This window comes from Planctomycetota bacterium (genome assembly GCA_035384565.1).
Lineage (GTDB): Bacteria > Planctomycetota > PUPC01 > DSUN01 > DSUN01 > DAOOIT01.
On record DAOOIT010000027.1, the window covers coordinates 1 to 23,627 of the forward strand.

Genomic DNA, 23,627 nt, shown 5'->3' on the forward strand with positions numbered 1-23,627 from the left:
CGCGCGCTGGGGGCGCAGGATGCGCTCTGCGGCGGCGGCCGCTACGACAACCTGATCGCCGACCTCGGCGGCCCGCCCCTGGGCGCCGTGGGCTTCGCCATCGGCTTCGAGCGGCTGCTCATGGCCCTTCAGGCCGTCGCCGCGCCCGCGGCGGCGCCAGCCCTCGACCTCTACGTGGTCACGATGGGCGCGGCCGCGCGCCTCGCGGCGTTCGGCTGCGTGACCGCCCTGCGCCGGGCCGGCCTGACCGCCGACACCGACTACGAGGGCCGCGGGCTGAAGGCCCAGATGCGCACGGCCAATAAGCTGGGCGCCCGGTTCGTCGTCGTCCTCGGCGACAACGAGCTGGCCAGCGGCCTCCTCAAGCTCAAACACATGGCCAGCGGCGCCGAGACCGAGGTCTCGGGCGTCGAGGCCATCCTCCATGCCATCCGCGAACACTCGGGCCAGGGGGCCGGCGGGGTGGAATTGAACCCATGATGCGTGATACGTGGTACGTGCGAAGAGAGGGTTAGAGCCAGGTGTCTTCTCCCCTCTTCTCACGCATCACGCAGCACGCATCGCGCCGCGCCTGTTCCCTGCAACGCCACAACCGTTCAGAAAAGGGCTTCCAGCAATGAGTCTCAAACGCACCCACACCTGCGGCGAGTTGCGCGCCGCCCACGTCGGCCAGGCCGTCACCCTCTGCGGCTGGGTCCACAGCAGCCGCGACCACGGCGGCGTCATCTTCATTGACCTGCGCGACCGCTACGGCATGACCCAGGTGGTCTTCAACCCCACCCACCGCAAGGCCGCGCACGACGCCGCCGAACGCTTCCGCTCCGAGTGGGTCATCGCCGTCCACGGCGCCGTGCACCACCGCCCCGAGGGCATGGTCAACCCCAAGATGGCCACGGGCGAAATCGAGGTCTACGCCGACGAGGTCGAGCTGCTCAACGAGGCGCAGACGCCCCCCTTCGAGATTGACGACGCGCTCGAGATCGCCCCCGAGACGCGCCTGCGCTACCGCTATCTGGACCTCCGGCGGCCCGCCCGCCAGCAGGCGCTCATCTTCCGCAGCGACCTCTTCCGCCTCATCCGCAACTACTTCGCCGAGCGGCGATTCGTGGACGTCGAGACCCCGCTCCTCACCAAGAGCACGCCCGAGGGCGCCCGCGACTACCTGGTGCCCAGCCGCGTGAACCCCGGCCACTTCTACGCCCTGCCGCAGTCGCCCCAGCTCTTCAAGCAGATCCTCATGGTCGCCGGCCTCGACCGCTACGTGCAGATCGCCAAGTGCCTGCGCGACGAGGACCTGCGCGCCGACCGCCAGCCCGAGTTCACCCAGCTCGACGTCGAGATGTCCTTCATTGACGAAGAGGACATCCACCGCCTGATTGACGGCCTCCTCGCCGAAATCATGGACAAGATGCTCGGCCGCACGCTCGAGACCCCCATTCGCCGCCTCACCTGGCAGCAGGCCATGGACCGCTACGGCACGGACAAGCCCGACCTGCGCTTCGGGATGGAGTTCGTGGACATCGCCGACATCGCGGCGGCCAGCCAGTTCCGCGTCTTCAGCGAGACGATCAAGGGCGGCGGACAGGTGCGCGGCTTCAACGCCAAGGGCGGCGCCAAGTACACCCGCAGCCAGCTCGACCGCGAGCTGCCCGAATGGCTCGCCCAGTTCGGCGCCAAGGGCCTGGCCTGGCTCAAGGTGGACGAGACCGGCGCCCTCGCCTCCTCCATCGCCAAGTTCTTCAGCGACGACCAGAAGGCGGCCCTGCGGCAGGCGATGGACGCGCAGCCGGGCGACCTGCTGGTCTTCGTGGCCGGGCCCCCCGCCGTCGTGGCCACGGCGCTCGACGAGTTGCGCCGCCGCATGGCCCGCGACCTGGGCCTCATCCCGCCCGACACCTTCGCCTTCTGCTGGGTCACCGACTTCCCGCTCTTCGAGTGGAACGCCGACGAACAGCGCCCCGACCCGCGCCACCACCCCTTCACCTCGCCGCACCCCGAGGACCTGGCGTTCCTGGAGGCCCGGCCGCTCGACGTGCGCGCCCGCGCCTATGACATCGTGCTCAACGGCACCGAGATCGGCGGGGGCAGCATCCGTATCCACCGCTGCGACGTCCAGCAGCGCGTCTTCCGCCTCCTCAACATCGGCGACGAGGAGGCCCGCGGCAAGTTCGGCTTCCTGCTCGACGCCCTGGCCTATGGCGCCCCGCCCCACGGCGGCATCGCCCTGGGCCTCGACCGCATCGCCGCCCTCCTGCTCGGCTACGACAGCATCCGCGAGGTCATCGCCTTCCCCAAGACCCAGCGCGCCATGGACCCCATGAGCGGCGCGCCCTCGCCCGTGAGCGAGAAACAGCTCGCCGAACTGGGCATCCGCGTGGTGGTATGATGGACGCTGCGAGCCCCAAATGACGCCGAGCCCGGAAGCGGAGCCTTCCGGGCTCGGTTGCATGTTCGCGGCAGGAGGCGCGGACCTACATCTTGACGGGCCGCGAGTTGGCCTTGGCGCTCTTGACGGCGGCCTCGATGAACTTCATGTGCTTCACGCCGTCGTGGATGTTGGCGTACTTCGAGCCGTCGCACTGGAACGGCTGACCGTCGTTGTAGAGGCGGACGTCCTTCTCGAACTCGCGGTGGAGCCGGGCGAAGGCGTCGTGGAAGGCCTCCACGTGGCCGCTGGGGATCGTGGTCTCCTTGAGCAGGTCGGCCGGCACCTCGCCCAGGAAGTCGTCCTGCGCGGGCACGGCGGCCCGCCAGTACACGCGCTCGACGCCGCTGGGCAGGCGCAGGGTGACCAGCTCGGCGTCCTCCTGGCGCCACACGAGGCTGCCCTTCTCGCAGTTGACCTCGATGCCGAGGTCGTTCTTGTGGCCGATGGCGATCTGGCTGGCGCGGATCATCGCCTTGCCGCCGTTGGAGAGCTCGCAGTAGGTGGTGAAATGGTCGTCGAGCTGCCGGCCCTTGAGGAAGGTCTCGATCATGCCGCGCACGCTGACCACCTCGAGGCCGGTGACGAAGCGGAGCTGCATGAAGGCGTGGGTGCCGATGTCGCCGCCGCAGCAGCTCGCGCCGGCGCGCTTCGGGTCGGTGCGCCACGAGGCCTGCTGCTGGCCAGTCGTCTCGAGCCGGGTGGCGAGCCAGCCCTGGAGGTAATAGCTGTCCGCCCACCGCACGGCGCCCAGCTTGCCGCTCGTGATGATCCAGCGGCTGAACCAGCTCGACCAGTGGCCGATGTAGGTGTGGGCGATGCCGAAGGGCACCTTGTACTTCTCCACGGCAGCGGCGAGTTGCATGGCTTGCTTGGCCGTGATCGTGATCGGCTTCTCGCAGAAGACCGGGATGCCGGCCTTGATGAGCTTCATCGCGGGGTCGAAGTGCACGAAGTTCGGCGTCACGATCAGGGCGTAGTCCATCCGCTCGCCCAGCGGGAGTTTCTTCTGCTCGTCAATCATCTCGTCGTAGCTGGCATAGCCCTTGATGGGGTAGGGCCACTCGGCGGCGAACTTCATCGCCAGGTCGGGCTTCTCGTGCAGCGCGCCGCACACCACGCGGCGGGTGCCGTCGAAGTGGATCGCCTTCTGGTGCGGGTTCACGATGAAGGCGCCCCCGCCCCCGCCCACCAGCCCCACATTGAGCACTCGCTTCGGCATTGCTCGGTCCTCCGTCACAGGGATTGAACCACGGAGCGCCACCATGCGCCGCCGCCATCACGCCCGATTGTAGCATGGGGCGCGGCTTTGTCAACTCTCAAACCCGCCGCCCGCTTGACGCGCAGGGGGCCTGCGGGTATCCTTCTTCAGGGAGGCGGCGAAGGGGACCCGGACGTGGATCAGGCGCTGCCCACTCTGGTGCTGGCCCAACGCTCTCCCCTGCCCTTCATGGGCGTGTCGCTGCGCAAGCGATCGGCCTTCTACACGCAGCTCGCGCGGATGCTCACCGCCGGCATCGGGGTGCAGCGTTGCCTCACGCTGCTGGCCGGGCAGGGCGGTTCGCGCCGCCTGGCTCGGGCGGCAGCGGCCATGGCCGAGCACGTGGGCGCGGGCGACTCCCTGGCCGGGGCCTTCGCCCTGCACCCGAACCTCTTCCCCGCCAATGAGGTGCGCGTGATCGAGGGCGCAGGGCTGGCCGGCCGCGAGCCCGAGGCGATGCTGCACATCGCGCACCTGCTCGACCGCCTCGCCCTCGCGCGCGGCAAGGTGGTCGCCGGCCTGATCTACCCCGTGTGCTGCCTTCTGGCCGCGTTCGTCGTGCTGCCGCTGGTCGTGGCGTTCCTGCTGGGCGGCGAGGCGGCGGCGCTCAAGCTGCTGCTCGGGCAGCTCGGCTCGGCTGGGACCTTCGCCGCCATTGCGCTCGCGGTCTACGTCGCCTTCCGCTCGATCCCGGACGCTTCGGCGCTCAAGACCACGGTTCACGCCGTGGCCCTGCGCGTGCCGCTCTTCGGCAAGCAGTTCCGCCGCCTCGCCCTGGCCCGGTTTGCCGACACGTTTCACAGCCTCTACGAGGCGGGCGTGATGCTGCCCGAGGCCCTGGCGCGCGCGGCCATGGCCTGCGGCAACGCGCACATCGGGGGCCGCATCCTGCGCGTCGCTCCCCAGGTGCGCAGCGGCGGCTCGGTCACCGACGCGCTGGCCCAGGCCGGGGTCATCCCGCTCATCGGCCTCAACCTGCTCCAGACCGGCGAGGTCGCGGGCAAGCTCGACGCCTCGCTCCAGAAGTTCGCGCAGTACCAGCACGAGGACCTCGAGATCGGCATCGAGCGCCTGGCGAAGATCCTGCCCATGATCGCCCTGTTCCTGATGATCATCATCCTCGCGTCGGCCGTGCTCTCGGCCTGGGGCGCGTACATCGGGGGCATGACACGCCTGACAGGGGGCTGAATGCCGCGGCAGCGCCTTTGGTTCCTCGTCGGCCCCACGGCCAGCGGCAAGACCGCGGTCGGCATCGAGGTCGCCCTCCGCATCGGCGCCGAGGTGCTCTCGCTTGATTCGATGTCGCTCTACCGCGGCATGGACATCGGCACGGCGAAGCCCTCCCCCGCCGACCGCGCGCGGGTGGCGCACCATCTGATTGACCTGGCCGAGCCGCACGAGGCGTTCAGCACGGGCCGCTATCTCGAGGCGGCCGAGGCGGCGATTGCCGGCGTGGCAGCGCGCGGCAATCGGCCGCTCTTCGTCGGAGGCACGGCCCTGTATCTCAAGGCCCTCACCGAGGGCCTCTTCCAAGGCCCGGCGGCCGACTGGGAGCTGCGCAACCGCCTCATCGCCGAGGCCGAGGTGAAGGGCGCGGCGGCACTCCACCAGCGCCTCCAAGCCGTTGACCCGGCCGCCGCCAGCCGAATCCACCCCAACGACCTCCGCCGCATCGTCCGAGCCCTCGAGGTTCATGAGAGCACCGGCCGCCCGATCTCCGAGCAGCAGACCCAGTTCGGCAGCCCCTCGCCGCGCTTCGAGTGCGCTCTGGCCGGGATTCGCCGCGAGCGCGACGAGCTGTACGACCGGATCAACCGCCGGGTGGACGCCATGTTTGCGGCGGGCCTGGTCGAGGAGGTCAGGGCGCTGCTGGCTCGCCCCGGGGGCATCAGCCACTCGGCGGCGCAGTTCGTGGGCTATCGCGAGGTCATCGCACACCTTCGCGGCGAACTCACCCTCGCCGAGACCATCGAGCGGATGAAGACCCGCACCCGCCAGTTCGCCAAACGGCAGGGCACCTGGTTCCGCAGCTTCCCGCAGATTCGCTGGGTGCATGCCCATCCCGACGATCGCCCCGAGGACTTGGCCGCGGGGATCATCGCGGCCCTTGGGCTGGGTTGAAAACAGATGTATATATGCCACAATGGTTTGCATCGCCAGGGAAAAACAGCCGTAAATGCCCCTAGGAGGCGAGATCTCGGTGCCCATTGACCCCTGATACCTTCGGCCCAAGCCGCGGGGAAGGCGTCGCCATATGTATAGTACGCTAGACTACTTGCATCAGCGAGGCCGAAACCAGCCCGGCGCGCGCCGGACGCGTCCTGGGCCTTTCTAGAGCGTTCTGGGTTATCGGACGTCTCGCCCCCCCTCCCGTGACGTGCGGGCGGGTATCCGTCGCAATTGACTCCCCGCCGGCCTTCGCCTATAATCCGGGCCTGGAGGTGTGCAGCGTGGCCAAGGCCCGGGCAGTCTTCGTGTGCCAGCAGTGCGGCGCCCAGCAGGCCAAGTGGCTGGGCCGATGTCCCGACTGCGGCGAGTGGGACTCGCTGGTCGAGGAGACGTGCCAGCCAGCGCGCAAGGCAGGCGGCTTGCCGGCGGCCGCAGGCGGCGAGCCGCAGGTGCTGGCCCACGTGAAGCCGCCCGAGCAGCCGCGCCTTCAGACCGGCATCGGCGAGCTGGACCGCGTGCTCGGCGGCGGCATCGTGGCCGGTTCGGCGGTGCTCTTCGGCGGCGACCCGGGGATCGGCAAGTCCACCCTCCTGCTCCAGGCCTGCCACGGGCTGAGCCTACAGGGGCTGAAGACACTCTACGTGACAGGCGAGGAGTCGCTCACGCAGCTCCGGCTGCGGGCCGAGCGCCTGGGCATCCAGACCAGCGCGCTGCTGGCCCTGGCCGAGACCGATGCCGAGGCTGTGGCGGCGCAGATCGCGGCGACGAAGCCCGACTTCGCCGTGGTGGATTCCGTGCAGATGGTCTACAAGCCCGAGATCGCGGCCGCGCCGGGCAGCGTGTCGCAGGTCCGCGAGTGCGCGGCGATGCTGGTGCGGCTGGCGAAGGCCGCCGAGATTCCCATCGCCCTGATCGGCCACGTGACCAAGCAGGGCGCCATCGCCGGCCCGCGCGTGCTCGAGCATGTGGTGGACACGGTGCTCTATTTCGAGGGCGACCGCTACCACAGCTATCGGCTGCTCCGCGCGGTGAAAAACCGCTTCGGGCCGACCGACGAGATCGGGGTCTTCGAGATGCGCAGCACCGGCCTGGCCGAGGTGGGCGACCTGGCCGACGCGTTCGTGTCGCGCCAGCGGCGCGCCACGCCGGGCTCGGTGGTGGTGCCGTGCATCGAGGGCAGCCGGGCCTTGCTCGTGGAGGTGCAGGCCCTCGTGTCGCGCGCCAACTTCGGCACGCCCGAGCGCAAGGTGAGCGGCCTGGACCGCAACCGCGTGGCCATGCTGCTGGCCGTGCTGGAGAAACGCGCCGAGCTGGTGCTCGGCGATCACGACGTGTTCGTCAACGCGGTGGGCGGCGTGCGGGTGATGGAGCCCGCGGCCGACCTGGCGGCGGCCATCGCCGTGGCGTCCAGCTTCACCGACCGGCCCGTGCGCCCCGACCTGGCGGCGCTGGGCGAGGTGGGGCTGGCGGGCGAGGTGCGGGGCGTGTCGCAGGCGGACGCCCGCCTGCGCGAGGCGGCCCGCCTCGGCTGGAAGCTGGCCATCGCGCCGCGCGACAGCGCCCGGTCGCTTCAGGGGCGCCATCCGGGCCTCGAGGTCAGGCTCGTCTCGACCCTTGCCGAGGCCCTGGAAGCGGCCGCACCGTAGCGCTCGACCGAGCAACCCGTGCAGCTTAGGAGAAGACCCTGTGAAGACGATGCGAACGACTGGCGGCCCGGGCGGCCGGCTCCGCAAGGGGCTGCTGCTGACAGGTTTGGGCCTCCTGACCCTGGTTGCGTGCGGATGCGAGGAATGGCTCGGCCTCACGTACGGCCGGCCCGGCATCGTCCGCCTCGGCAGAGGCTCGGTCGTGGTGCTGCCGTTTGCAACCCCGGGGCGCAAGTACTTCGAGTCCGAGGTCGGCCGCAGGTTTTCGCACGTGGTGGCGGACCTCATCCGCGAAGGCTGCCCGGCGGCGCGGGTGATTGACTGCGACGGGCTGCCGGAGACGATCGAGGGGCAGAGCCTCGACCAGATCCCGATTGCGGACATCGGCAATGCCCTGGGCGCCGACTACGTGGTGATCGGCGAACTCCACGAGCTTCGCTCGAAGGACCCTGGCAGCTACAGGGTGCTCAAGGGCACCATCGTCGTCTCGGCCCGCGTGTTCGAATCGCGCAGCGGCTCGGTCATCTGGCAGATCATGAAGCGCACTTCGCACTACCCCCATCTGGTGGCTGGCGAGCAGGTGCCGGCAGAGACGACGAACGAGGAGGAGGTGATCCTGAAGGTGATGCGCGAGGGCGCGTGGCCCATCGCCGCCGTCTTCCGGGGGCCACGGTCCCACGAGGAGCTCCGCCTCGCCGACTAGGAGCCTGTCCAGGAATCCGCGTGAGGCTGCGACACCGCGGGCGGCCTGAAGTCGCGGCGTCCCTTCGGGTTGCGGCGTCAGCGGGCCGGCCCCCACATGGCGGCGCCTCCGCGATGCGTTCCAGGGCATCGCCTGTGTTGCTGCGCCTCGCCTCCGGCCCGCTGACGCCGGTAACGCAGCCCACGGAGATTCCTGGACAGGCTCGCAGCCGGCGGGGGGAGCGGCCCCTTCTCTCAAGGCATGGCGAAGTCGTGCCCCCGCGGCCGCACGCTAAGGACCGGGCAGGGGGCCTTGCGGACCACTTTCTCGGCCACGCTGCCGAACAGCGCGTGCCGCAGGCCCGTGCGGCCGTGCGTGGCCAGGACGATCAGGTCGATCCCCTCCTCCCGGGCGTAGCGCACGATCTCCACAAAGGCGGCCCCGCGCCGCACGGCGAGGGTAACGCTCACGGCTCCCCGAGCGCCCGCGGGCACGACCTTCTCGAGTTGTTCGCGCGCGCCCTGCTCCAGTTCCGCCAGGAGGCTGGCATCGAAGACGGGCCCCGCCACGTCGAACTGTGCGACGACTTCGGGCGTGGGCACGACGTGCAGCACGTGGAGTTCGGCGCCGTGGTCCTGCGCCATGCCCAACGCGTAGGGCAGCGCGTGGTTGGCGTAGGCCGAGAAGTCGGTGGTGAAGAGCACCTTGCGGATGAGGAAGGGCCGGCGAATCTGCGCCACCAGGGCGTCGCGGCGGCGCTCCATCTCGTCGCGCGTCTTCGCCTCCACGACGAGGCGCAGGACCGGCTCGGTGTTCGACGGCCGCACGTTGAACCACCAGTCGTCGAACTCCACGCTCAAGCCGTCCAGGCGCGCCTGCTTCCCGGCTGCGTAGGCGCGGGCCAGTTCCTCGATCTTGGCCTCCTTATCGGCCACCTCGCTGTTGATCTCGCCGCTGCCGAAGTAGCGCTGGATGGGGCGGACCAGCTCGCTGAGGGGCCGCCTCTCGCGCGACACGAGCGAGAGGACCTTGAGGAGCGCGAAGGCGCCGCTGTCGCAGTAGAAATTGTCGCGGAAGTAGTAGTGGCCGCTGAGTTCGCCGCCGAACGCGGCGTCGCACTCGCGCATGGTGCGCTTGATGTAGGAGTGGCCGACGCGGGTCATCATGGGCACGCCGCCGGCGGCTTTGATCTCCTCGGCCACGGCCCAGCTCGACCGCAAGTCGTACAGGATGGCCGCGCCGGGGTTGGCCTTCAGCGTCTCCCGGGCGATGAGGGCCGTGATGATGTCGCACGGGATGGCGCGGCCCTGCTCGTCCACGAACGCCACGCGGTCGGCGTCGCCGTCGAAGGCCACGCCCAGGTCGGCTTGGGCCTCGACCACCTTCTTCTGGAGGTCCACGAGGTTCTCGGCCTTGAGCGGGTTGGCCTCGTGGTTCGGGAACGTCCCGTCCACCTCGAAGTACAGCGGCACGATCTCGACATCTGGGATGCGCTCGAAGAGCGGCGGGACGAGGTAGCCGGCCATGCCATTGCCGGCGTCCACCGCCACCTTGAGCCGCCCCACGCCCTGCGCGGCGCCGAGCAGGTGGTGGAGGTACTGGGGCAGGATGTCGCGCGTGCTCACCTCGCCGGGCCTCCCCGCCTCGGGCAGGTCCCCCGTCGCCACCCACTGCTCGATGCGAGCGATGCCCGATTCGTAGGCGATCGGCTCGGGGCCCCTGGCGGTGAGCTTGAAGCCGATGTATTGCTTGGGGTTGTGCGACGCGGTGACCATGACGCCGCCGTCGTAGTCGCATGTGGCCACAGCGAAGGCCACCATGGGCGTGGTGACCATGCCGATGTCCACCACATTCTTGCCGGCCCGGGTGAGGCCGCGGATGAGCGCGGCGGCAATGGCGGGGCTCGAGACGCGCATGTCGCGCCCCACCACCACGGAGCGCCCCTCGAAGAGTCTCCCCGCCGCAAGGCCGATCTTTTCGGCCAGCGCCTCATCGAGCTGGTCGGGGTACGTGCCGCGGATGTCGTAGGCCTTGAAAATGCTCATCCGGGGTCCTCCGCAGGGCCTGGAAACTACCTCAGAGCAAGCCCATTTCGATCATCTTCTCGGCGATCTGGACGGCGTTGAGGGCAGCGCCCTTGCGGATGTTGTCGCTCACGCACCAGAGGTCAATGGTGTTCGGCAGGCTCACGTCGTCGCGGATGCGGCCGACGTAGACGGGGTCGGTGCCCGAGGCCATGAGCGGCATGGGGTACGCGGCCTTGGCCGGGTCGTCCACCACCACGACGCCCGGGGCGCTCTTGAGGATCTCGCGCGCCTGGGCCGCGGTCATCTTCTTCTCGAAATGCACGTTCACGGCCTCCGAGTGGCCGTTGAAGACGGGCACGCGGACGCACGTGGCGGAGACCTGGATGTCGGGGTCGCCGAGGATCTTGCGGGTCTCACGCCGCATCTTCACCTCTTCGGTGTAGTAGCCAGGCATCTCATCGGTGGGCCGCCCGATGTGGGGCAGCACGTTGAACGCGATGCGGTGGGGATACACCTCGGCCTTGGGCTCCTGGCCCTTTTCGAGGGCGGTCACCTGGGCCTGAAGCTCGTCAATCGCGCTCCGCCCGGTGCCCGAGACGGCCTGGTAGCTGGAGACCACGATGCGCTTGATCCGGGCCACGCGGTGCAGCGGGGCCAGGGCCACCACCATCTGGATCGTCGAGCAGTTGGGGTTGGCGATGAAGCCCTGGTGCTGGCGCAGCGCCTCGGCATTGCACTCGGGCACCACGAGCGGCACGCGGGGGTCCATGCGGAAATCGTCGCCATTGTCAATCACCAGGGCGCCTCTCGCCACGGCCTGCCAGCCGAACTGCTGCGAGGCGCCCTTGGCGCCCTCGGTGCCCGCGAAGATCGCGATGTCCACGCCGTTGAATGCCTCGGGCGTGGTCTCTTCCACCTGGTAGGTCTTGCCCGCGATCTCCTCGGGGCGCGCCGACCGCGCGAGCACGCGGATGCTGCTTGCGGGGAACCGCCGCTGGTGGAGCACCTTGAGCATCTCGGTGCCCACGGCGCCAATGCCCACAACCGCCACGCTGTACCGCTTCGACATTCACAAGGCTCCTTGGGGAAACGTTGCTTGGTCCCAAGCATGTATGATAGCGCAGCGCGGCCGGCCTGTCAAAAGCCGCCGAAGGCGCCGAAACGCCGCGCGGCGCCGGAATTTGCCCTTGACGGCCCGCGATCCGGGCTGCTACAATTCAGGCGCTTCCCCTGAGACTCCGTGCGATATCCCCCCGTAGTATCGCCCGCGCTGCCCTTCTGCCTGCCGAAAGGGAGGTCGCTGATGCGCGCCATCCTCGCCAACCGTTGGGTCTGGGTCACGGCCCTCTTCGCCACCCTCAACGCTGCCGGCCTCCTCGGGATCATCTCGGCGCTGCGCCAGCGGTCCGGCCACCTGCGGGTCGAGGCCTTCGAGCCCGAGGGCGAGTGCGCCCCCAGCGCCACCCCCACGCTGCGCTTCAACCAGCTCATGGCCATGCAGAACGAGGTCGGCACCGAGCTGCCCGCGGGCGCGATCGCCCTCACGCCGCCAGCGCCCGGCCGCTTCGTGTGGAGCGGGCGCCTGACGGCCACCTTCCAGCCGGCCGAGCCTCTGCCTATGGCCACGCCCTTCGTCGTCACCGTCTCGCGCACGCTCACGAGCCTCCTCGGCCACTCCCTCTCGGGCGACGCCTCGTTCCAGTTCCACACGCCGCCGCTGCGCTGGGTCGGGATGCGCCAGACGGGCCTGAGCCGCTGGGGCGAGTTGAGCCTGGCCCTCGAGTTCAATGACAAGGTGCTGCCCGACGAGGCCAGGAGCCACATCGAACTCGCCGGCGCCGGCGGCCGGGCCGTCAGCTTCGACATCGGCAGCCGCACGCCGAGCCGCACCGTGCTGCTGACCACTCGCGCCCTGCCCGACGAGACCCTCACGCTGACCGTCAAGAAGGGCCTGCGCGCGCTGAGCGGGCCGCTCGGCCTGGAGGAGGACTGCTCGCGCACGCTCCAGGTCGAGGCGGGCCTGCGCATCGAGGGCGTGGCCGCCCGCGCGCGGACGCCTGACGACGTGTTCATCGCCGTCTCGTGCAACCAGCCGCTCGACGCCGAGGCCGCCGCGAGGTACATCCAGGTGGACCCGAGGACGGATTTCCGCCTCCAGCCCGACTACGAGGGCTTCCGCCTGGCGGGCCCGTTCGTTTCGGGCCGCCGCTACCGCGTCACGTTTCTCAAGGGCCTGGCGGCGCGGAACGGCGCAGGGCTGGCCAAAGACCTCGTCCGCTCGGTCGTCATCCCCGACGTGGAGCCGGGCCTCCGCTTCCGCACACAGGGCCTCTACCTGGCAGCGCAGGGCGCCCTGAGCCTGCCGTTAGAGAGCGTAAACGTCCGTCAGGCCGCGCTTTCCATCGAGCAGGTCTACCCGAACAACGTCGTGCATTACCTTCGGGACTCCAGCGATGCCCTCTGCCGCACGGTGCACGAGCAGAAGCTCGCCTTCGCCCAGAAGCCGAACGAGCGTCAGGTGACCGACCTCGACCTTCGCAAGCTGCTGGGCGCCAACGCCCGCGGCCTCTTCCGCGCTACCGTCCTCACCCACGACATTCGCTGGGGCCATACCGAGAGCCACCTGTTCCTGATCACCGACCTCGCCCTCACCGTCAAACGGTCGGAGCGCGACCTCCTCGTGTGGGTGAACACGCTCTCGACGGCGCAGCCGGTGGCTGGCGCTGCCATCGCCGTGCTCTCGAGGGCCAACCAGCAGGTCCTCAGCGGCACGTCAGACGCCAACGGCCTCGCACACTTCACGGCGGTGGACTGGTCGCCCGACAAGCAGCCCTACGCGGTTGCGGCCACGAAGGGCGACGACACGGGCATCGTGCAAGTGGAGGAGACGCGGCTGGATGACTCGGACCTCGATACCGGCGGCCGCCCGTACCTCGCCGAGGGCTACGAGGCGTTCGTCTACAGCGACCGCGGCATCTACCGCCCCGGCAGCGCGGTCGTCCTGAGGGCGCTCGTCCGCGATGCGAACCAGGCGCCGGGCAAGGCGTTCCCCGTTCAGTTCCGCATCCAGCGCCCCGATGGGCGCGTCTACAAGACGCTGGCCGCCAAGCTGAGTGGCTGGGGCAGCGCCGAGGTGACGCTCGACGTGCCGCCGCATGCCCTCACCGGCCGCTACGCGGTTGATCTGCGCCTCCCAGGCAACGAGGCGCCGCTCGGCTCGCACACCTTCCAGGTGGAGGAGTTCATGCCCGACCGCATGAAGGTGGCCATCGAGGCGCCTGAGGGCCGACGGCGGGGCGGCGAGAAGTTGGCCTTCACCGTGAAGGCCACTCACCTCTTCGGCGCGCCTGCGGCGGGCCGCCAGGTTGAGGCTCGTTGCGAGTTCCGGCCCGCCGACTTCAGCCATCCGTCCTTCGCCGGCTACCGCTTCGCCGACAGCGGCAGGAAGTTCGCCCCCGCCGTCGAGAAGCTGGGCGAGGCCACGCTCGACGCCGGCGGCGAGAGCGCCTTCGTGGCGCAGATTCCGGAGGGAATGACGCCGCCGTCGGCGGCCACGGCGCTCCTGGTCGCCAGTGTGAGCGAACTGGGAGGCCGCGCCGTCACCGCCACCGCCGAAGTGGCCGTGGACTGCTGGCCCCACTACATCGGACTCGCCAGGACGAACAAGGAGCACGCGCGGCCGGGGGCCTCGGAGCGGCTGCTCGTCGCCGCAGTGAAGCCCGACGGCTCGCCCCTGCCGTCCCTTCGGCTCGAGGGCGCCGCCTACCGGGCCATCTGGAACACGGTGCTCAAGCTCCAGGGGAACTCGTACCGCTTCGTCTCGGAACGCGAGGAGGCGGTCGTGGGGCCTCTTGTCTGCACGATCGCGAATGGCCGTGGCGAGGTGGCCTTCACACCGCCCGATGTGGGCGAGTACACCGTGCGCCTGGCCGACAAGGCGAGTGGGGCCTCCGCCGACATCTCCTTCTACTGTGCAGGCGAGGGCGACGTGCCCTGGACGCTGGAGAAGCCCTCCCGCGTGGAACTCGCCGCCGATAAGCGGGCCTACGCCCCCGGCGACACGGCGCGTATTCTGGTGAAGGCACCCTTCGCGGGCACCGCGCTCCTCACCGTCGAGACCGACCGCATCCACCTGGCGCGCGTGCTGCCAATGGAGAAAAACACCGCCGAGTTCACTTTCCCGGTCACCGCGATGCTCGGCCCCAACGCCTACTGCTCGGCCACCGTAATTCGCAGGGCCGCGCCCAACAGCCCGTGGGTGGTCCACCGCGCCTACGGGGCCGTGCCCGTGCTGCTGGACAACGCCTCGCGACAACTCAAGGTCGAGGTGACGAGTCCCGAGGAGACTCGGCCCGGCCAGCCGCTGCGCGTGGCGCTGCGCGTGAGCGATGCCAGCGGCGCGGGCCGCAAGGCCGAGGTCACCCTCGCCGCCGTGGACGAGGGCATCTGCCAGCTCACGCGGTACCAGACGCCCGACCCCTGGGCGTTCTTCTTCGCAAAGCGGCGTCTCGGCGTCGGAACGTCCGACATCTATTCACTGTTGATGCCCGAGCCCGAGGCGAAGAAGGTCGGGGCGGATTCCGCGCCCGGCGGCGACGGCGGCGAGGAGTACGACCCCAGGCTGCTCAACCCCGTGAGTGTCGAGCGCGTCAAACAGGTCGCCCTCTGGCGCTCAGGCATCGAGACGGGCGACGATGGCAAGGCCGAGGTCGTGCTCGATGTGCCCCAATTCACCGGCCAGCTCCGCTTGATGGCCGTGGCGGCCTCGGCCAGCGAGTTCGGCGCCGCCGAGCGGCCGGCGCGGGTCAGGCAGCCCCTGATGCTTCAAGCCTCGTTCCCCAGGTTCCTCGCGCCGGGCGACGAGTTCGTTGTGCCGGTCACCATCTTCAACAACACGCCCGCGGGCGGCGACGTGCAGCTTGCCGTCGAGGCCGCGGGCGGCCTCGAGGTCGGCTCCGATGCGCCCCGCCAGGCTGCCGTCGGGCAAGGCCGCCAGGCGACCGTTGCCTTCACCGTCAGAGCGCCTCACGCGCCCGGCGCCGCATCGCTCACCATCCGCGCGCGCCTGGGCGACGAGGCGGCCGTCGAGACTGTCGAGCTTCCCATCCGCCCGCCCACGACGCTGCGGTTCGAGTCTGGCAGCGGTTCGGTGCCGGCGGGCCAGGCGGGGGAGTTCACCCTGCCCGGGGACTGGCTCAAGGGCACGGCGCGCTACTGGCTCTCGTTCTCGGGCCTGCCCACGCTCAAGCTGGCCTCCAGCCTGCGCTACCTGCTGCGCTACCCCTACGGGTGCATCGAGCAGACCACCTCCGCCGCCTTCCCCCTGCTCTACCTAGGCGACGTGGCGAGACTCGCCGAGCCGAGCCTAGAGGGCGAGGCCATCGAGCCGATGGTCCAGGCGGGCATTGACCGCGTGTTCTCGATGCAGACCTATGCCGGCGGCTTCGGCGGCTGGCCGGGCTACAGCGAGGTCTACCCCTGGGGCAGCGTCTACGCCACGCACTTCCTGGTCGAGGCCGCCAAGGCCGGCTACGATGTGCCGAAGGACAACCTGGAGGCCGCGCTGAGCTACCTCGGCGACCTCCTCGTCAACGACCGCGGCGCCGAGGCCCCCCTGCCCGTCAAGACCTACGCCTGCCTCGTCCTCGCCCAGGCGGGCAAGCCGAACCGCTCCTGGACCCTTCGCCTCCACGAGCAGCGCGACGAGTTGCCGGCCTACTCGCGCTTCCAGCTCGCCACGGCCCTCGCGCTGATGAGGGAAGACCGGTTGGCGCGCGACCTGCTGCGCGCGGCCGCCCTGACGCCCGTCGAGAAGCGGCGTGATACCGGCGACCTGCTGCACTCCTCGGCCCGCGAGGCGGCCATCCTGCTCTCGGTCTACCTCGATCTCCAGGAGAACGACCCGAACGTGCCGCTACTCGTGAAGCGCCTGGCCGACTCGATGTCCGACGGCCGCTGGAGCACCACGCAAGAAAACGCCTTCTGCCTGCTGGCGATGGGCAAGTACGCCCGGCGGCTCGGCGCGGGCAAGGCCGACTTCAGGGCGGAGATCACCGCGGGCGGCAAGCCGCTCGCCAGTGTCAGCAGCGCGGCGCCCGCGCTCCTCAAGCCCAGCGACATCGGCGGCCAGCCGGTCCGAGTCGCCGTCCAGGGCACCGGCACCCTCTACTACTACTGGGGGGCCGAGGGAATCGCCGCCAGGGAGACCCTCCAGGAACGCGACACCAGCCTGAAGGTCCGCCGCCGCTTCCTCTCGCGCGGCGGGGCGGAACTCGACCCCCGCCAGCTCCGCCAGGGCGACATCGTCATCGTGGAGCTCACCGTGGATAATGGAGTGGCCGTCAAGAATCTGGTCGTCAACGACCTGCTGCCCGCCGGCTTCGAGATCGAGAACCCCAGGCTCGCCACCAGCGACTCTCAGGACGAAGCCGAGCCGCTGGAGCCCAAGGCGCTGATGACGCCGGACGCGGGCACCGAGAACGACGCGGCGCCGGCGGTTGTCGCGCCCCTGCCCCAACGCCCGCGGCCGTTGAATCCTGACCGCGTCGAGATGCGCGACGACCGCCTGATCCTCTTCGCCGATCTCGCCTCGCCCGGCCTCTGGCACCACCGCTACGTCGTGCGGGCCATCACCTGCGGGCGCTTCAAGCTGCCCGCACTCAACGCCTTCTGCATGTACAATCCCGACATTTGCAGCATCTACGGGGCGGGCACCATCGAGGTCATTGGGAAGCGATGACGGGCACTCCTCCGCACAGGCCGCGCAGAGGGCGCCGGCGGGCGTGCATCGCCCTCCTGGCCGCGCTAGTGGCACCGAAGCTGGCCTTCGTGGCGCTCGACGTCCTGTTCCCGTTCCCACAGCGCCACCTCGATCGCCTCGCCAGCCCCACAGCGGCCCCGCGCGTGCTCGACCGCGCGGGGAACGTGCTCCAGGCGTTCGTCGCCGCCGACGACTCCTGGTCGTTCCCCGTGCCACTGAGCGAGATGAGCCCACACCTGGCCGAGGCCACAATAGCGGTGGAGGACGGGCGCTTCCGGAGCCACCGCGGCGTGGACGCGCTGGCGGTCGCTCGCGCCGCGTGGTCGAACCTCGCGCGCCTGCGCACCGTGTCGGGCGCCTCCACGATCACCATGCAGACGGTTCGCCTGCTCGAGCCGCGCCGCCGCACGCTCGCGGCGAAGCTCATCGAGGCGTTCCGTGCCCTCCAGCTCGAAGAGCTTCGAGCCAAGGACGAGATTCTCGCGGGCTACCTGAACCTGGCGCCGTATGGCGGCAACTTCACGGGCGCCGAGGCCGCCTCGCTCGCCTACTTCGGCAAGCACGCGCGCGACCTCACGCTGGCCGAGGCCGCGCTGCTAGCCGGCCTGCCCCAGGCCCCCTCGCGTCTGCGCCCCGACCGCTTCCCCGATCGGGCGCGGGCGCGCCGGGAGGCCGTTCTCCGCCGCATGCTCTCGCGCGGCGCGATCCGCTCCGAGGCATTCGAGCTGGCCAACCGGGAGCCTAGTGTCGCGCAGCGCGTGCCCTTCCCCTGTGCGGCGCCGCACTGGGTCCAGCTCGTGCGCCAGCGCTTCCCGGGCCGGGCCACTCTGCACACCACGCTCGACCCGCAGACTCAGCACGTTGCCGCGACAGCTCTCCGCGAGGCCGTCGCCGCGGTGGACGGCGCGGGCATCTCGAACGGCGCCGCTGTGGTGCTTGAGAACGAAACCGGCGCCGTGCGGGCCCTCGTTGGCTCATGCGATTTCCTCGCAGAGCAGGATGGCCAAGTGAACGGGGCCACGGCGCCGCGCTCGCCCGGCTCAGCCTTGAAGCCGTTCACCTACGCCCTCGCTTTCGAGCGGGGCCTGTGCACCCCCGACGCCATCCTGGCCGATGTGCCGGCCAGCTACACGGGCTATGAGCCCGAGAACTACGACCACACCTGCCGCGGCCCGGTCCCCGCGCGCGAGGCCCTGGCCGCCTCGCTTAACATTCCGGCGGTCCGCCTCGCGCGCGAGGTGGGCCACCAAAGTCTGTTCTCTTTCCTCAAGCAACTGGGCTTCACCACCCTCACCCGCGATGCCGACCACTACGGTCTCGCCCTCACGCTCGGCTCGGTGGAGGTGACGCTGCTCGACCTCACCAGCGCCTACGCGGCCCTGGCCCGCCTCGGCGTGTGCCGCGAGCCGCGCCTCCTCGAGACCGAGCCGGTCTCCGAGGGGCGGCGCGTGTTATCGGACGGGGCCGCGTGGCTGGTCCTGGAGGCCCTCTCGGACGCGCGCCGGCTCGGCCTCGGGCCCCGCTGGGAACCGGCAGAGGGCCTGCCGCGCCTGGCCTGGAAGACCGGCACCTCGCACGGCCACCGCGACGCCTGGACGGTGGCCTGCACGCCCCGCCACACAGTGGGCGTGTGGCTGGGCAACTTCTCGGGACGCCCCGCGCGGGAGCTCGTAGGCGTCCAGGCAGCGGCGCCGGTGGCGGCGCGAATCCTCGACTGGATCGAGGCCGGCCGTCCTTCCCAGCCGTTCGCGAGGCCCGAGTGCGTGCAACTTGCGGCCCTTTGCGCCGTGAGCGGCATGCGGGCAGGCCCTCACTGCCCAGCGGCCACCCAGGGTCTCACCCTTCGAACGAGTGGCGTCGCCGGCGTTTGCTCAGTGCACGTGCCGGTGAAGGTGGATGCCACCACGGGCGTGCGCCTGTGCCCGCGGTGCGCCGGCAACCACGCGAGCGCGGCCCGTGTGGCGGAATGCTGGCCGCCGGAGCTGGCCGCATGGCTGCGGCATCACGGCCGGGGCGGGAACCTGCCGCCGCCCCACAACCCTGCGTGCGCGAGCGTCGCCTCGGCCGACACCCCGCCACGCGTCCTCTCCCCCGTGCCTGGGCAGACCTATGTGTTGCTCGCTGATGCGCCGCATCAGCGGTTGACGCTCAGGGCCGCGAGCCGCGCGGGCACGCTCTACTGGTTTGTCAATGGCGTCCTGGTGGCCGCGGGCGCTCCGCTCGAGCCCGCCTTCTGGCCACTCCGCCCCGGCACCCATACCATCACCTGCGCCGACGATGCCGGGCTGGGCACGTCGCTCACCATCGCCGTGAGATAGCGGGCGTGGAGCTACCCGCGGTCTGCGAGCAGCCGGCGGTAGAGCTCGTCGAGGCGGGCGACCATCGTCTGCCAGCGGAAGCGATCCCTGCACAGCTCGCGGCCGCGCGCAGCCATGGCGGCGGCCTGCTCGGGCCGCTCGATGATCTCGCACAGCGATGCCACCAGGCCCTCCACCGACTGGGGCGGCACCAGATAGCCGGTCTCGCCGGGACGCACCACCTCGCGTGCGCCGTCCACGTCGAACGACACGACGGGCTTGCCGGCCAGCAGGGCCTGCGGGAGCACGCGCGCCAGGCCCTCGCGCAGCGAGGCGTGCACCAGCGCATCCATCGCCGAAATGCAGGCCGGCACCTGGCTCGACGGCACGAGGCCGGCGAACGTGATCGCATCGCGCACGCCCAGCCGCAGGGCCTGCGCCTCGAGCGCCTCGCGGAGAATGCCATCGCCGACGAAGAGGAAGCGGACGTTCGGATGGGCCTCTCGAACGCGCCTCGCGGCCTCGAGCACGTACTCGTAGCCCTTGAGCTCGAAGAGGCGGGCAACCTTGCCGACGACGAACTCGTCGTCCCCGAAGCCCAGACGGCTGCGCATCGCGCGGCGGTGCACATCGCATTCGAGGAACGCTTCGGTCTCCATGCCGCTGTAGATGGTGGTGAACTTCGGGCGGTCGGCCACGCCAGCGGCCGCGGCCTGCTCGGCCATCGCATCGGCCACGCAAACGAGGGCGTTGCTCCACCGAGCCGCTTTGCGCTCCAGCCACGCGTAGAGGCGATTCCGCCAGCCCTTCTCATAGGGGTGGAACGGCAGGCCGTGGATCGTGTGGACGGTGATGGGCACGCGCTCGGCATGGGCGGCGTAGCGGCCCAGGATGCCTGCCTTGGAGCTGTGGGTGTGGACGATCTGCGGGCGGAGCTGCCGGAGGATGCGACGCAGGGCGCGGACCGAGGCGAAGTCGCGCAGCGGATGGATGGCTCGCCGCATCTGGGGCACGAGGATCACCTGGAGCCCCAGGCGCTCGGCCTCGCTGAGCAGTTCGCCCTCAGGGCCGAGGGCCGGGCCGGTGACCAGCGTGACGTCGTAGTCGGGGTTCTCGTGCAGGCCGCGGCAGGTGAGCAGCGTGTTCTCCTGGGCGCCGCCCAGGATCATGCGCGTGATGATGTGCACGATGCGGATGCGCGAATCGCTCACTCGTAGTCCACCTGCATCAGGCACAGGCCCCTGGCGGGCGCGGTCCTGCCTGCCCGCGTGCGGTCGCGCGACTCCAGGAGGCGAGTCACGTCCTCCGGGGGACGTTTGCCCGAGCCTACCTCGAGCAGCGTGCCGACCATGGCTCGCACCATGTTGTAGAGGAAGCCGTTGGCGGCGACATAGTAGTCGAGGCGCTCGCCTGCCTCGACGAGCTCGCTGCGGCTGACCGTGCGCACGGTGCCCTCGCCGGCCGAGTGGGACTCGAAGACCGCGAAGTCGTGTTCGCCGAGGAATAGCGCCGCGGCCTGTCGCATCGCCGCCACGTCGAGCGGGAACCGATGCCAGTGCACAAAGGCGGCCCCCACGGCGGGCCGCACGGGGCGGCGCACGATGCGGTAGCGGTAGGTCTTGCACTTCGCCGAGTAGCGCGCGTGGAAGTCGGCCGGCGCGTCTTCGGCCCGCAGCACCGCGATGTCGTCGGGCACGTGGGCGTTGATCGCATGGGGCAGCCGTTCGGCGGCGAGGCGCGTGCTCGTGCGGAAGTTGGCCACTTGCCCGAGGGCGTGCACGCCGGCATCGGTGCGGCCCGATCCGCAAAGCGTCACCTCGTGCCCGACCACCTGGGCGATCCCCTCTTCGAGCGTCTGCTGGATGGTGGAGGCATTGGCCTGGCGCTGCCAGCCGTGGTAGCGGGTGCCGTCGTACTCGATGAGCAACTTGATGTTGCGCCCAAGCTCGTGGCTGGTCATGGCGTCTCACGCGACCGAGAGCCTCCCTACGCTATGATAGGGGTCGGCGGCAGCCGGGTCAAGGCGCGGCGTCTTGCGCGTCCGGGCGACGAGCGGTATACTCTCGGAGGGTCGCGCCCCCCGTTGAGGTGTACCGCCCATGCCCGAGCCGCCCCCTGCATCGTCGCGCCGCTTCCCCCTGTGGGAAACCGTGGCGATCTTCCTCGCCATCGCCTCGCTGTGGCCTGCCTACATCCTGAAGTGGGAGGGGCCGGGCTGGCGCGTCCTGAGCTATGTCATGCTGGCCGTGATGGCCGCGGTGTTCGTGCGGCGGCTGCTCGCCTTCGAGCGGCTCAAGGACGAGGCGGACACGAGGCGCCAACGGGCCGCCGGCGAGCAGGGGCGGACACGTCTGCCCTGGGAGCCCCCGACGGGTGCTCCGTGAACTGTGAGGCCGAATGTGCGGGATCTGCGGCATCCTCCATCGCACTGAGACGCCGGTCTCGCGCGACACGCTGCGGGCGATGATCGCGCGCCTGCGCCATCGCGGCCCCGACGACGCCGGCACCTTCATTCGGGGCGACTTGCCGGCCGACCAGGCCGCGGGTCCGAAGCCTCAGGCCCCAGTCCGCAATCCGCAATCCGCAGTCGGCAATCTCGGCCTCGGCATGACTCGCCTCTCGATCATTGACGTGATGGGCGGCCACCAGCCGATGGCCAACGAGGACGGCTCGGTGTGGGTCGTTCTCAACGGCGAGATCTACAACTTCCGCGAGCTGAAGAACGAGTTGCTCGAACGCGGCCACCTCTTCCGCTCGCACGCCGACACTGAAGTCATCGTGCACCTCTATGAGGAGATGGGCGAGCGCGTCGTCGAGCGACTCCACGGGATGTTCGCCTTCGCGGTGTGGGACGAGCGCCGCGTGCAACTGCTCCTCGCCCGCGACCGCCTGGGCAAGAAGCCGCTGGTCTACAGCGACGACGGCTCGCGCCTGGCCTTCGCCTCCGAGCTCCAGGCCCTGCTCGAGGCCCCGGGCGTTCCTCGAGCCGTCTCACCCGAAGCGCTTGACCTCTATCTCACCTATCAGTATGTTCCCGCGCCGCTCACCATCTACGAGGGCATCCGCAAGCTGCTGCCCGCCCACTACCTCGTGGCCTCGAAGGATGGCACCCGCATCGAACGCTACTGGAACCTGCCGACCGAGACGCAGGAAACACCCGCTTCGGCGGCCGAGCTGCGAAACCTGCTCGACCAGGCGGTGAGACGGCGCCTCATAAGCGATGTGCCCCTCGGCGCCTTCCTCAGCGGCGGCATTGATTCGAGCATCGTCGTGGGCCTGATGGCCCGCCACCAGCGGGAGCCGGTCAAGACCTTCTCCATCGGCTTCGGCCACACGAAGTACGACGAACTGAATTATGCGCGCCTCGCCGCCAAGCGCTTCGGGACCGACCACCACGAGTTCGTGGTGGAGCCGAAGGCCATCGAGGTCCTGCCGCTCCTCGTCCGCCATTATGGAGAACCGTTCGCCGATTCGTCAGCCATCCCGACCTACTACCTCGCGCAGAAGACGCGAGAGCACGTGACCGTGGCGCTTTCGGGCGACGGCGGCGACGAGGGCTTCGGCGGCTACGAGCGCTACGCGGCGATGGCCCTCGGGGCAAGATACGACGCGTTGCCGCGCCCGCTGAGGAGCGCGGTGGGCGGGCTCGCCCGGGCGCTCTTCGGCCGGGCCTCGACCGCCGAACCCAAGATGCGCGGCCGCAGACTCCGCCGGTTTGTCGAGGGACTCTCCCGCTCACAGGTCGAGCGCTACATCGAGTGGATCGCCTACTTCAAGCCGTCTGAGAGGCCCGGACTCTATACCGCCGACTTCGCCGTGCGGCTGGGCGGCCACGACGCGGCCCGCTATCTGGCGGCGGAGTTTGACAAGGTGTCGCTCCTCGATGCCGCTGCCGCCACGGCCCGCGTGGACGCCGCAACCTATCTGCCCAACGATATCCTGACGAAGGTGGACATCGCCAGCATGGCCAACTCTCTGGAGGTCCGCTGCCCGTTTCTCGACCCCGAGGTGATCGGCTTCGGGCTGTCGCTGCCTACGGGGCTCAAGATGGGAAGCTTGGGCACGACGACCAAGAAGTTCCTGCGGGCCGCCTTCGCCGATCTCTTGCCGCCCCCGATCCGGAGGCGGGGCAAGATGGGCTTCGGCGTGCCGATTGCCCACTGGCTGCGCAGCGAATTGCGCGACTACGCCCGAGGCATCCTGCTCTCCCCCGAGTGCCTGGGCCGCGGCTACTTCCGCGAGGAGATGGTGCGTCGCCTCGTCGAGGAGCACCAGACCTGCCGCGCTGACCACGCTGACCGCCTCTGGGCGCTCCTCAGCCTCGAGCTCTGGCACCGCGAGTTCCTGCCGTGAGGCGCGA

The 23,627-nt window shown here is 70.1% G+C and carries 15 protein-coding genes; 10 read left to right on the plus strand and 5 right to left on the minus strand.

Annotated elements, in window-relative coordinates; genetic code table 11:
• Both PLE19_11530 and aspS read left to right on the plus strand, forming a co-directional pair.
• Nucleotides 1-480: His/Gly/Thr/Pro-type tRNA ligase C-terminal domain-containing protein (locus PLE19_11530; protein ID HPD15577.1), on the plus strand; the 480-nt coding region annotated here is incomplete at its 5' end.
• A 136-nt stretch (nt 481-616) separates the two neighbouring features.
• The gene (gene aspS, locus PLE19_11535; protein ID HPD15578.1) at nt 617-2,386 is read left to right on the plus strand and encodes an aspartate--tRNA ligase; all 1,770 of its coding nucleotides are present in this window, start codon (nt 617-619) and stop codon (nt 2,384-2,386) included.
• An 85-nt stretch (nt 2,387-2,471) separates the two neighbouring features.
• Here the strand turns inward: aspS and PLE19_11540 are convergent, their stop codons facing one another.
• Entirely contained in the window at nt 2,472-3,647 is a 1,176-nt protein-coding gene (locus tag PLE19_11540) for a Gfo/Idh/MocA family oxidoreductase (GenBank protein HPD15579.1), read from the minus strand.
• Between the two features lie 174 nt (nt 3,648-3,821).
• On the opposite strand from PLE19_11540, the gene PLE19_11545 reads away from it, so the two are divergent.
• From PLE19_11545 to PLE19_11560, 4 genes are all read left to right on the plus strand, one after another.
• Nucleotides 3,822-4,874 carry a type II secretion system F family protein gene (locus PLE19_11545; protein ID HPD15580.1) on the plus strand — a complete coding sequence of 351 codons (1,053 nt, stop codon included), beginning with the start codon at nt 3,822-3,824 and terminating at the stop codon, nt 4,872-4,874.
• Complete coding sequence (gene miaA, locus PLE19_11550; protein HPD15581.1) at nt 4,875-5,807, plus strand: tRNA (adenosine(37)-N6)-dimethylallyltransferase MiaA; 933 nt, start codon at nt 4,875-4,877, stop codon at nt 5,805-5,807.
• A gap of 329 nt (nt 5,808-6,136) precedes the next feature.
• Complete coding sequence (radA, locus tag PLE19_11555) at nt 6,137-7,501, plus strand: DNA repair protein RadA (protein ID HPD15582.1); 1,365 nt, start codon at nt 6,137-6,139, stop codon at nt 7,499-7,501.
• A gap of 40 nt (nt 7,502-7,541) precedes the next feature.
• Nucleotides 7,542-8,204 (plus strand): hypothetical protein, encoded by a 663-nt coding sequence (locus PLE19_11560; protein HPD15583.1) that lies wholly within the window; start codon nt 7,542-7,544, stop codon nt 8,202-8,204.
• A gap of 233 nt (nt 8,205-8,437) precedes the next feature.
• Here the strand turns inward: PLE19_11560 and PLE19_11565 are convergent, their stop codons facing one another.
• Entirely contained in the window at nt 8,438-10,228 is a 1,791-nt protein-coding gene (locus PLE19_11565; protein HPD15584.1) for a universal stress protein, read from the minus strand.
• 31 nt (nt 10,229-10,259) lie between these two features.
• On the minus strand, nt 10,260-11,279 hold the full coding sequence (locus PLE19_11570; protein ID HPD15585.1) for an aspartate-semialdehyde dehydrogenase: 1,020 nt from the start codon (nt 11,277-11,279) through the stop codon (nt 10,260-10,262).
• A 234-nt stretch (nt 11,280-11,513) separates the two neighbouring features.
• Between PLE19_11570 and PLE19_11575 the strand changes: the two genes are divergently transcribed.
• Both PLE19_11575 and pbpC read left to right on the plus strand, forming a co-directional pair.
• A complete protein-coding gene (locus tag PLE19_11575; protein HPD15586.1) occupies nt 11,514-16,949 on the plus strand; it encodes an MG2 domain-containing protein in 5,436 nt (1,811 codons plus the stop codon).
• 68 nt (nt 16,950-17,017) lie between these two features.
• On the plus strand, nt 17,018-19,288 hold the full coding sequence (gene pbpC, locus PLE19_11580; protein HPD15587.1) for a penicillin-binding protein 1C: 2,271 nt from the start codon (nt 17,018-17,020) through the stop codon (nt 19,286-19,288).
• A gap of 11 nt (nt 19,289-19,299) precedes the next feature.
• Here the strand turns inward: pbpC and PLE19_11585 are convergent, their stop codons facing one another.
• Nucleotides 19,300-20,478 (minus strand): glycosyltransferase family 4 protein, encoded by a 1,179-nt coding sequence (locus PLE19_11585; GenBank protein HPD15588.1) that lies wholly within the window; start codon nt 20,476-20,478, stop codon nt 19,300-19,302.
• On the minus strand, nt 20,475-21,227 hold the full coding sequence (gene truA / locus PLE19_11590; protein ID HPD15589.1) for a tRNA pseudouridine(38-40) synthase TruA: 753 nt from the start codon (nt 21,225-21,227) through the stop codon (nt 20,475-20,477). The genes PLE19_11585 and truA overlap by 4 nt, the downstream gene beginning before the upstream one ends.
• 139 nt (nt 21,228-21,366) lie before the next feature.
• Between truA and PLE19_11595 the strand changes: the two genes are divergently transcribed.
• The gene (locus PLE19_11595; GenBank protein HPD15590.1) at nt 21,367-21,651 is read left to right on the plus strand and encodes a hypothetical protein; all 285 of its coding nucleotides are present in this window, start codon (nt 21,367-21,369) and stop codon (nt 21,649-21,651) included.
• 13 nt (nt 21,652-21,664) lie between these two features.
• Complete coding sequence (gene asnB, locus PLE19_11600) at nt 21,665-23,620, plus strand: asparagine synthase (glutamine-hydrolyzing) (GenBank protein HPD15591.1); 1,956 nt, start codon at nt 21,665-21,667, stop codon at nt 23,618-23,620.
• Nucleotides 23,621-23,627: the final 7 nt, after the last annotated feature.

Excerpts from the sequence above, each read along its gene's own strand:
- truA (HPD15589.1), bottom strand. The coding sequence starts at position 21,227 with ATGACCAGCCACGAGCTTGGGCGCAACATCAAGTTGCTCATCGAGTAC.
- PLE19_11540 (HPD15579.1), bottom strand. The coding sequence starts at position 3,647 with ATGCCGAAGCGAGTGCTCAATGTGGGGCTGGTGGGCGGGGGCGGGGGC.
- PLE19_11565 (HPD15584.1), bottom strand. The coding sequence starts at position 10,228 with ATGAGCATTTTCAAGGCCTACGACATCCGCGGCACGTACCCCGACCAG.
- aspS (HPD15578.1), top strand. The coding sequence starts at position 617 with ATGAGTCTCAAACGCACCCACACCTGCGGCGAGTTGCGCGCCGCCCAC.
- asnB (HPD15591.1), top strand. The coding sequence starts at position 21,665 with ATGTGCGGGATCTGCGGCATCCTCCATCGCACTGAGACGCCGGTCTCG.
- PLE19_11570 (HPD15585.1), bottom strand. The coding sequence starts at position 11,279 with ATGTCGAAGCGGTACAGCGTGGCGGTTGTGGGCATTGGCGCCGTGGGC.
- PLE19_11595 (HPD15590.1), top strand. The coding sequence starts at position 21,367 with ATGCCCGAGCCGCCCCCTGCATCGTCGCGCCGCTTCCCCCTGTGGGAA.
- PLE19_11575 (HPD15586.1), top strand. The coding sequence starts at position 11,514 with ATGCGCGCCATCCTCGCCAACCGTTGGGTCTGGGTCACGGCCCTCTTC.
- miaA (HPD15581.1), top strand. The coding sequence starts at position 4,875 with ATGCCGCGGCAGCGCCTTTGGTTCCTCGTCGGCCCCACGGCCAGCGGC.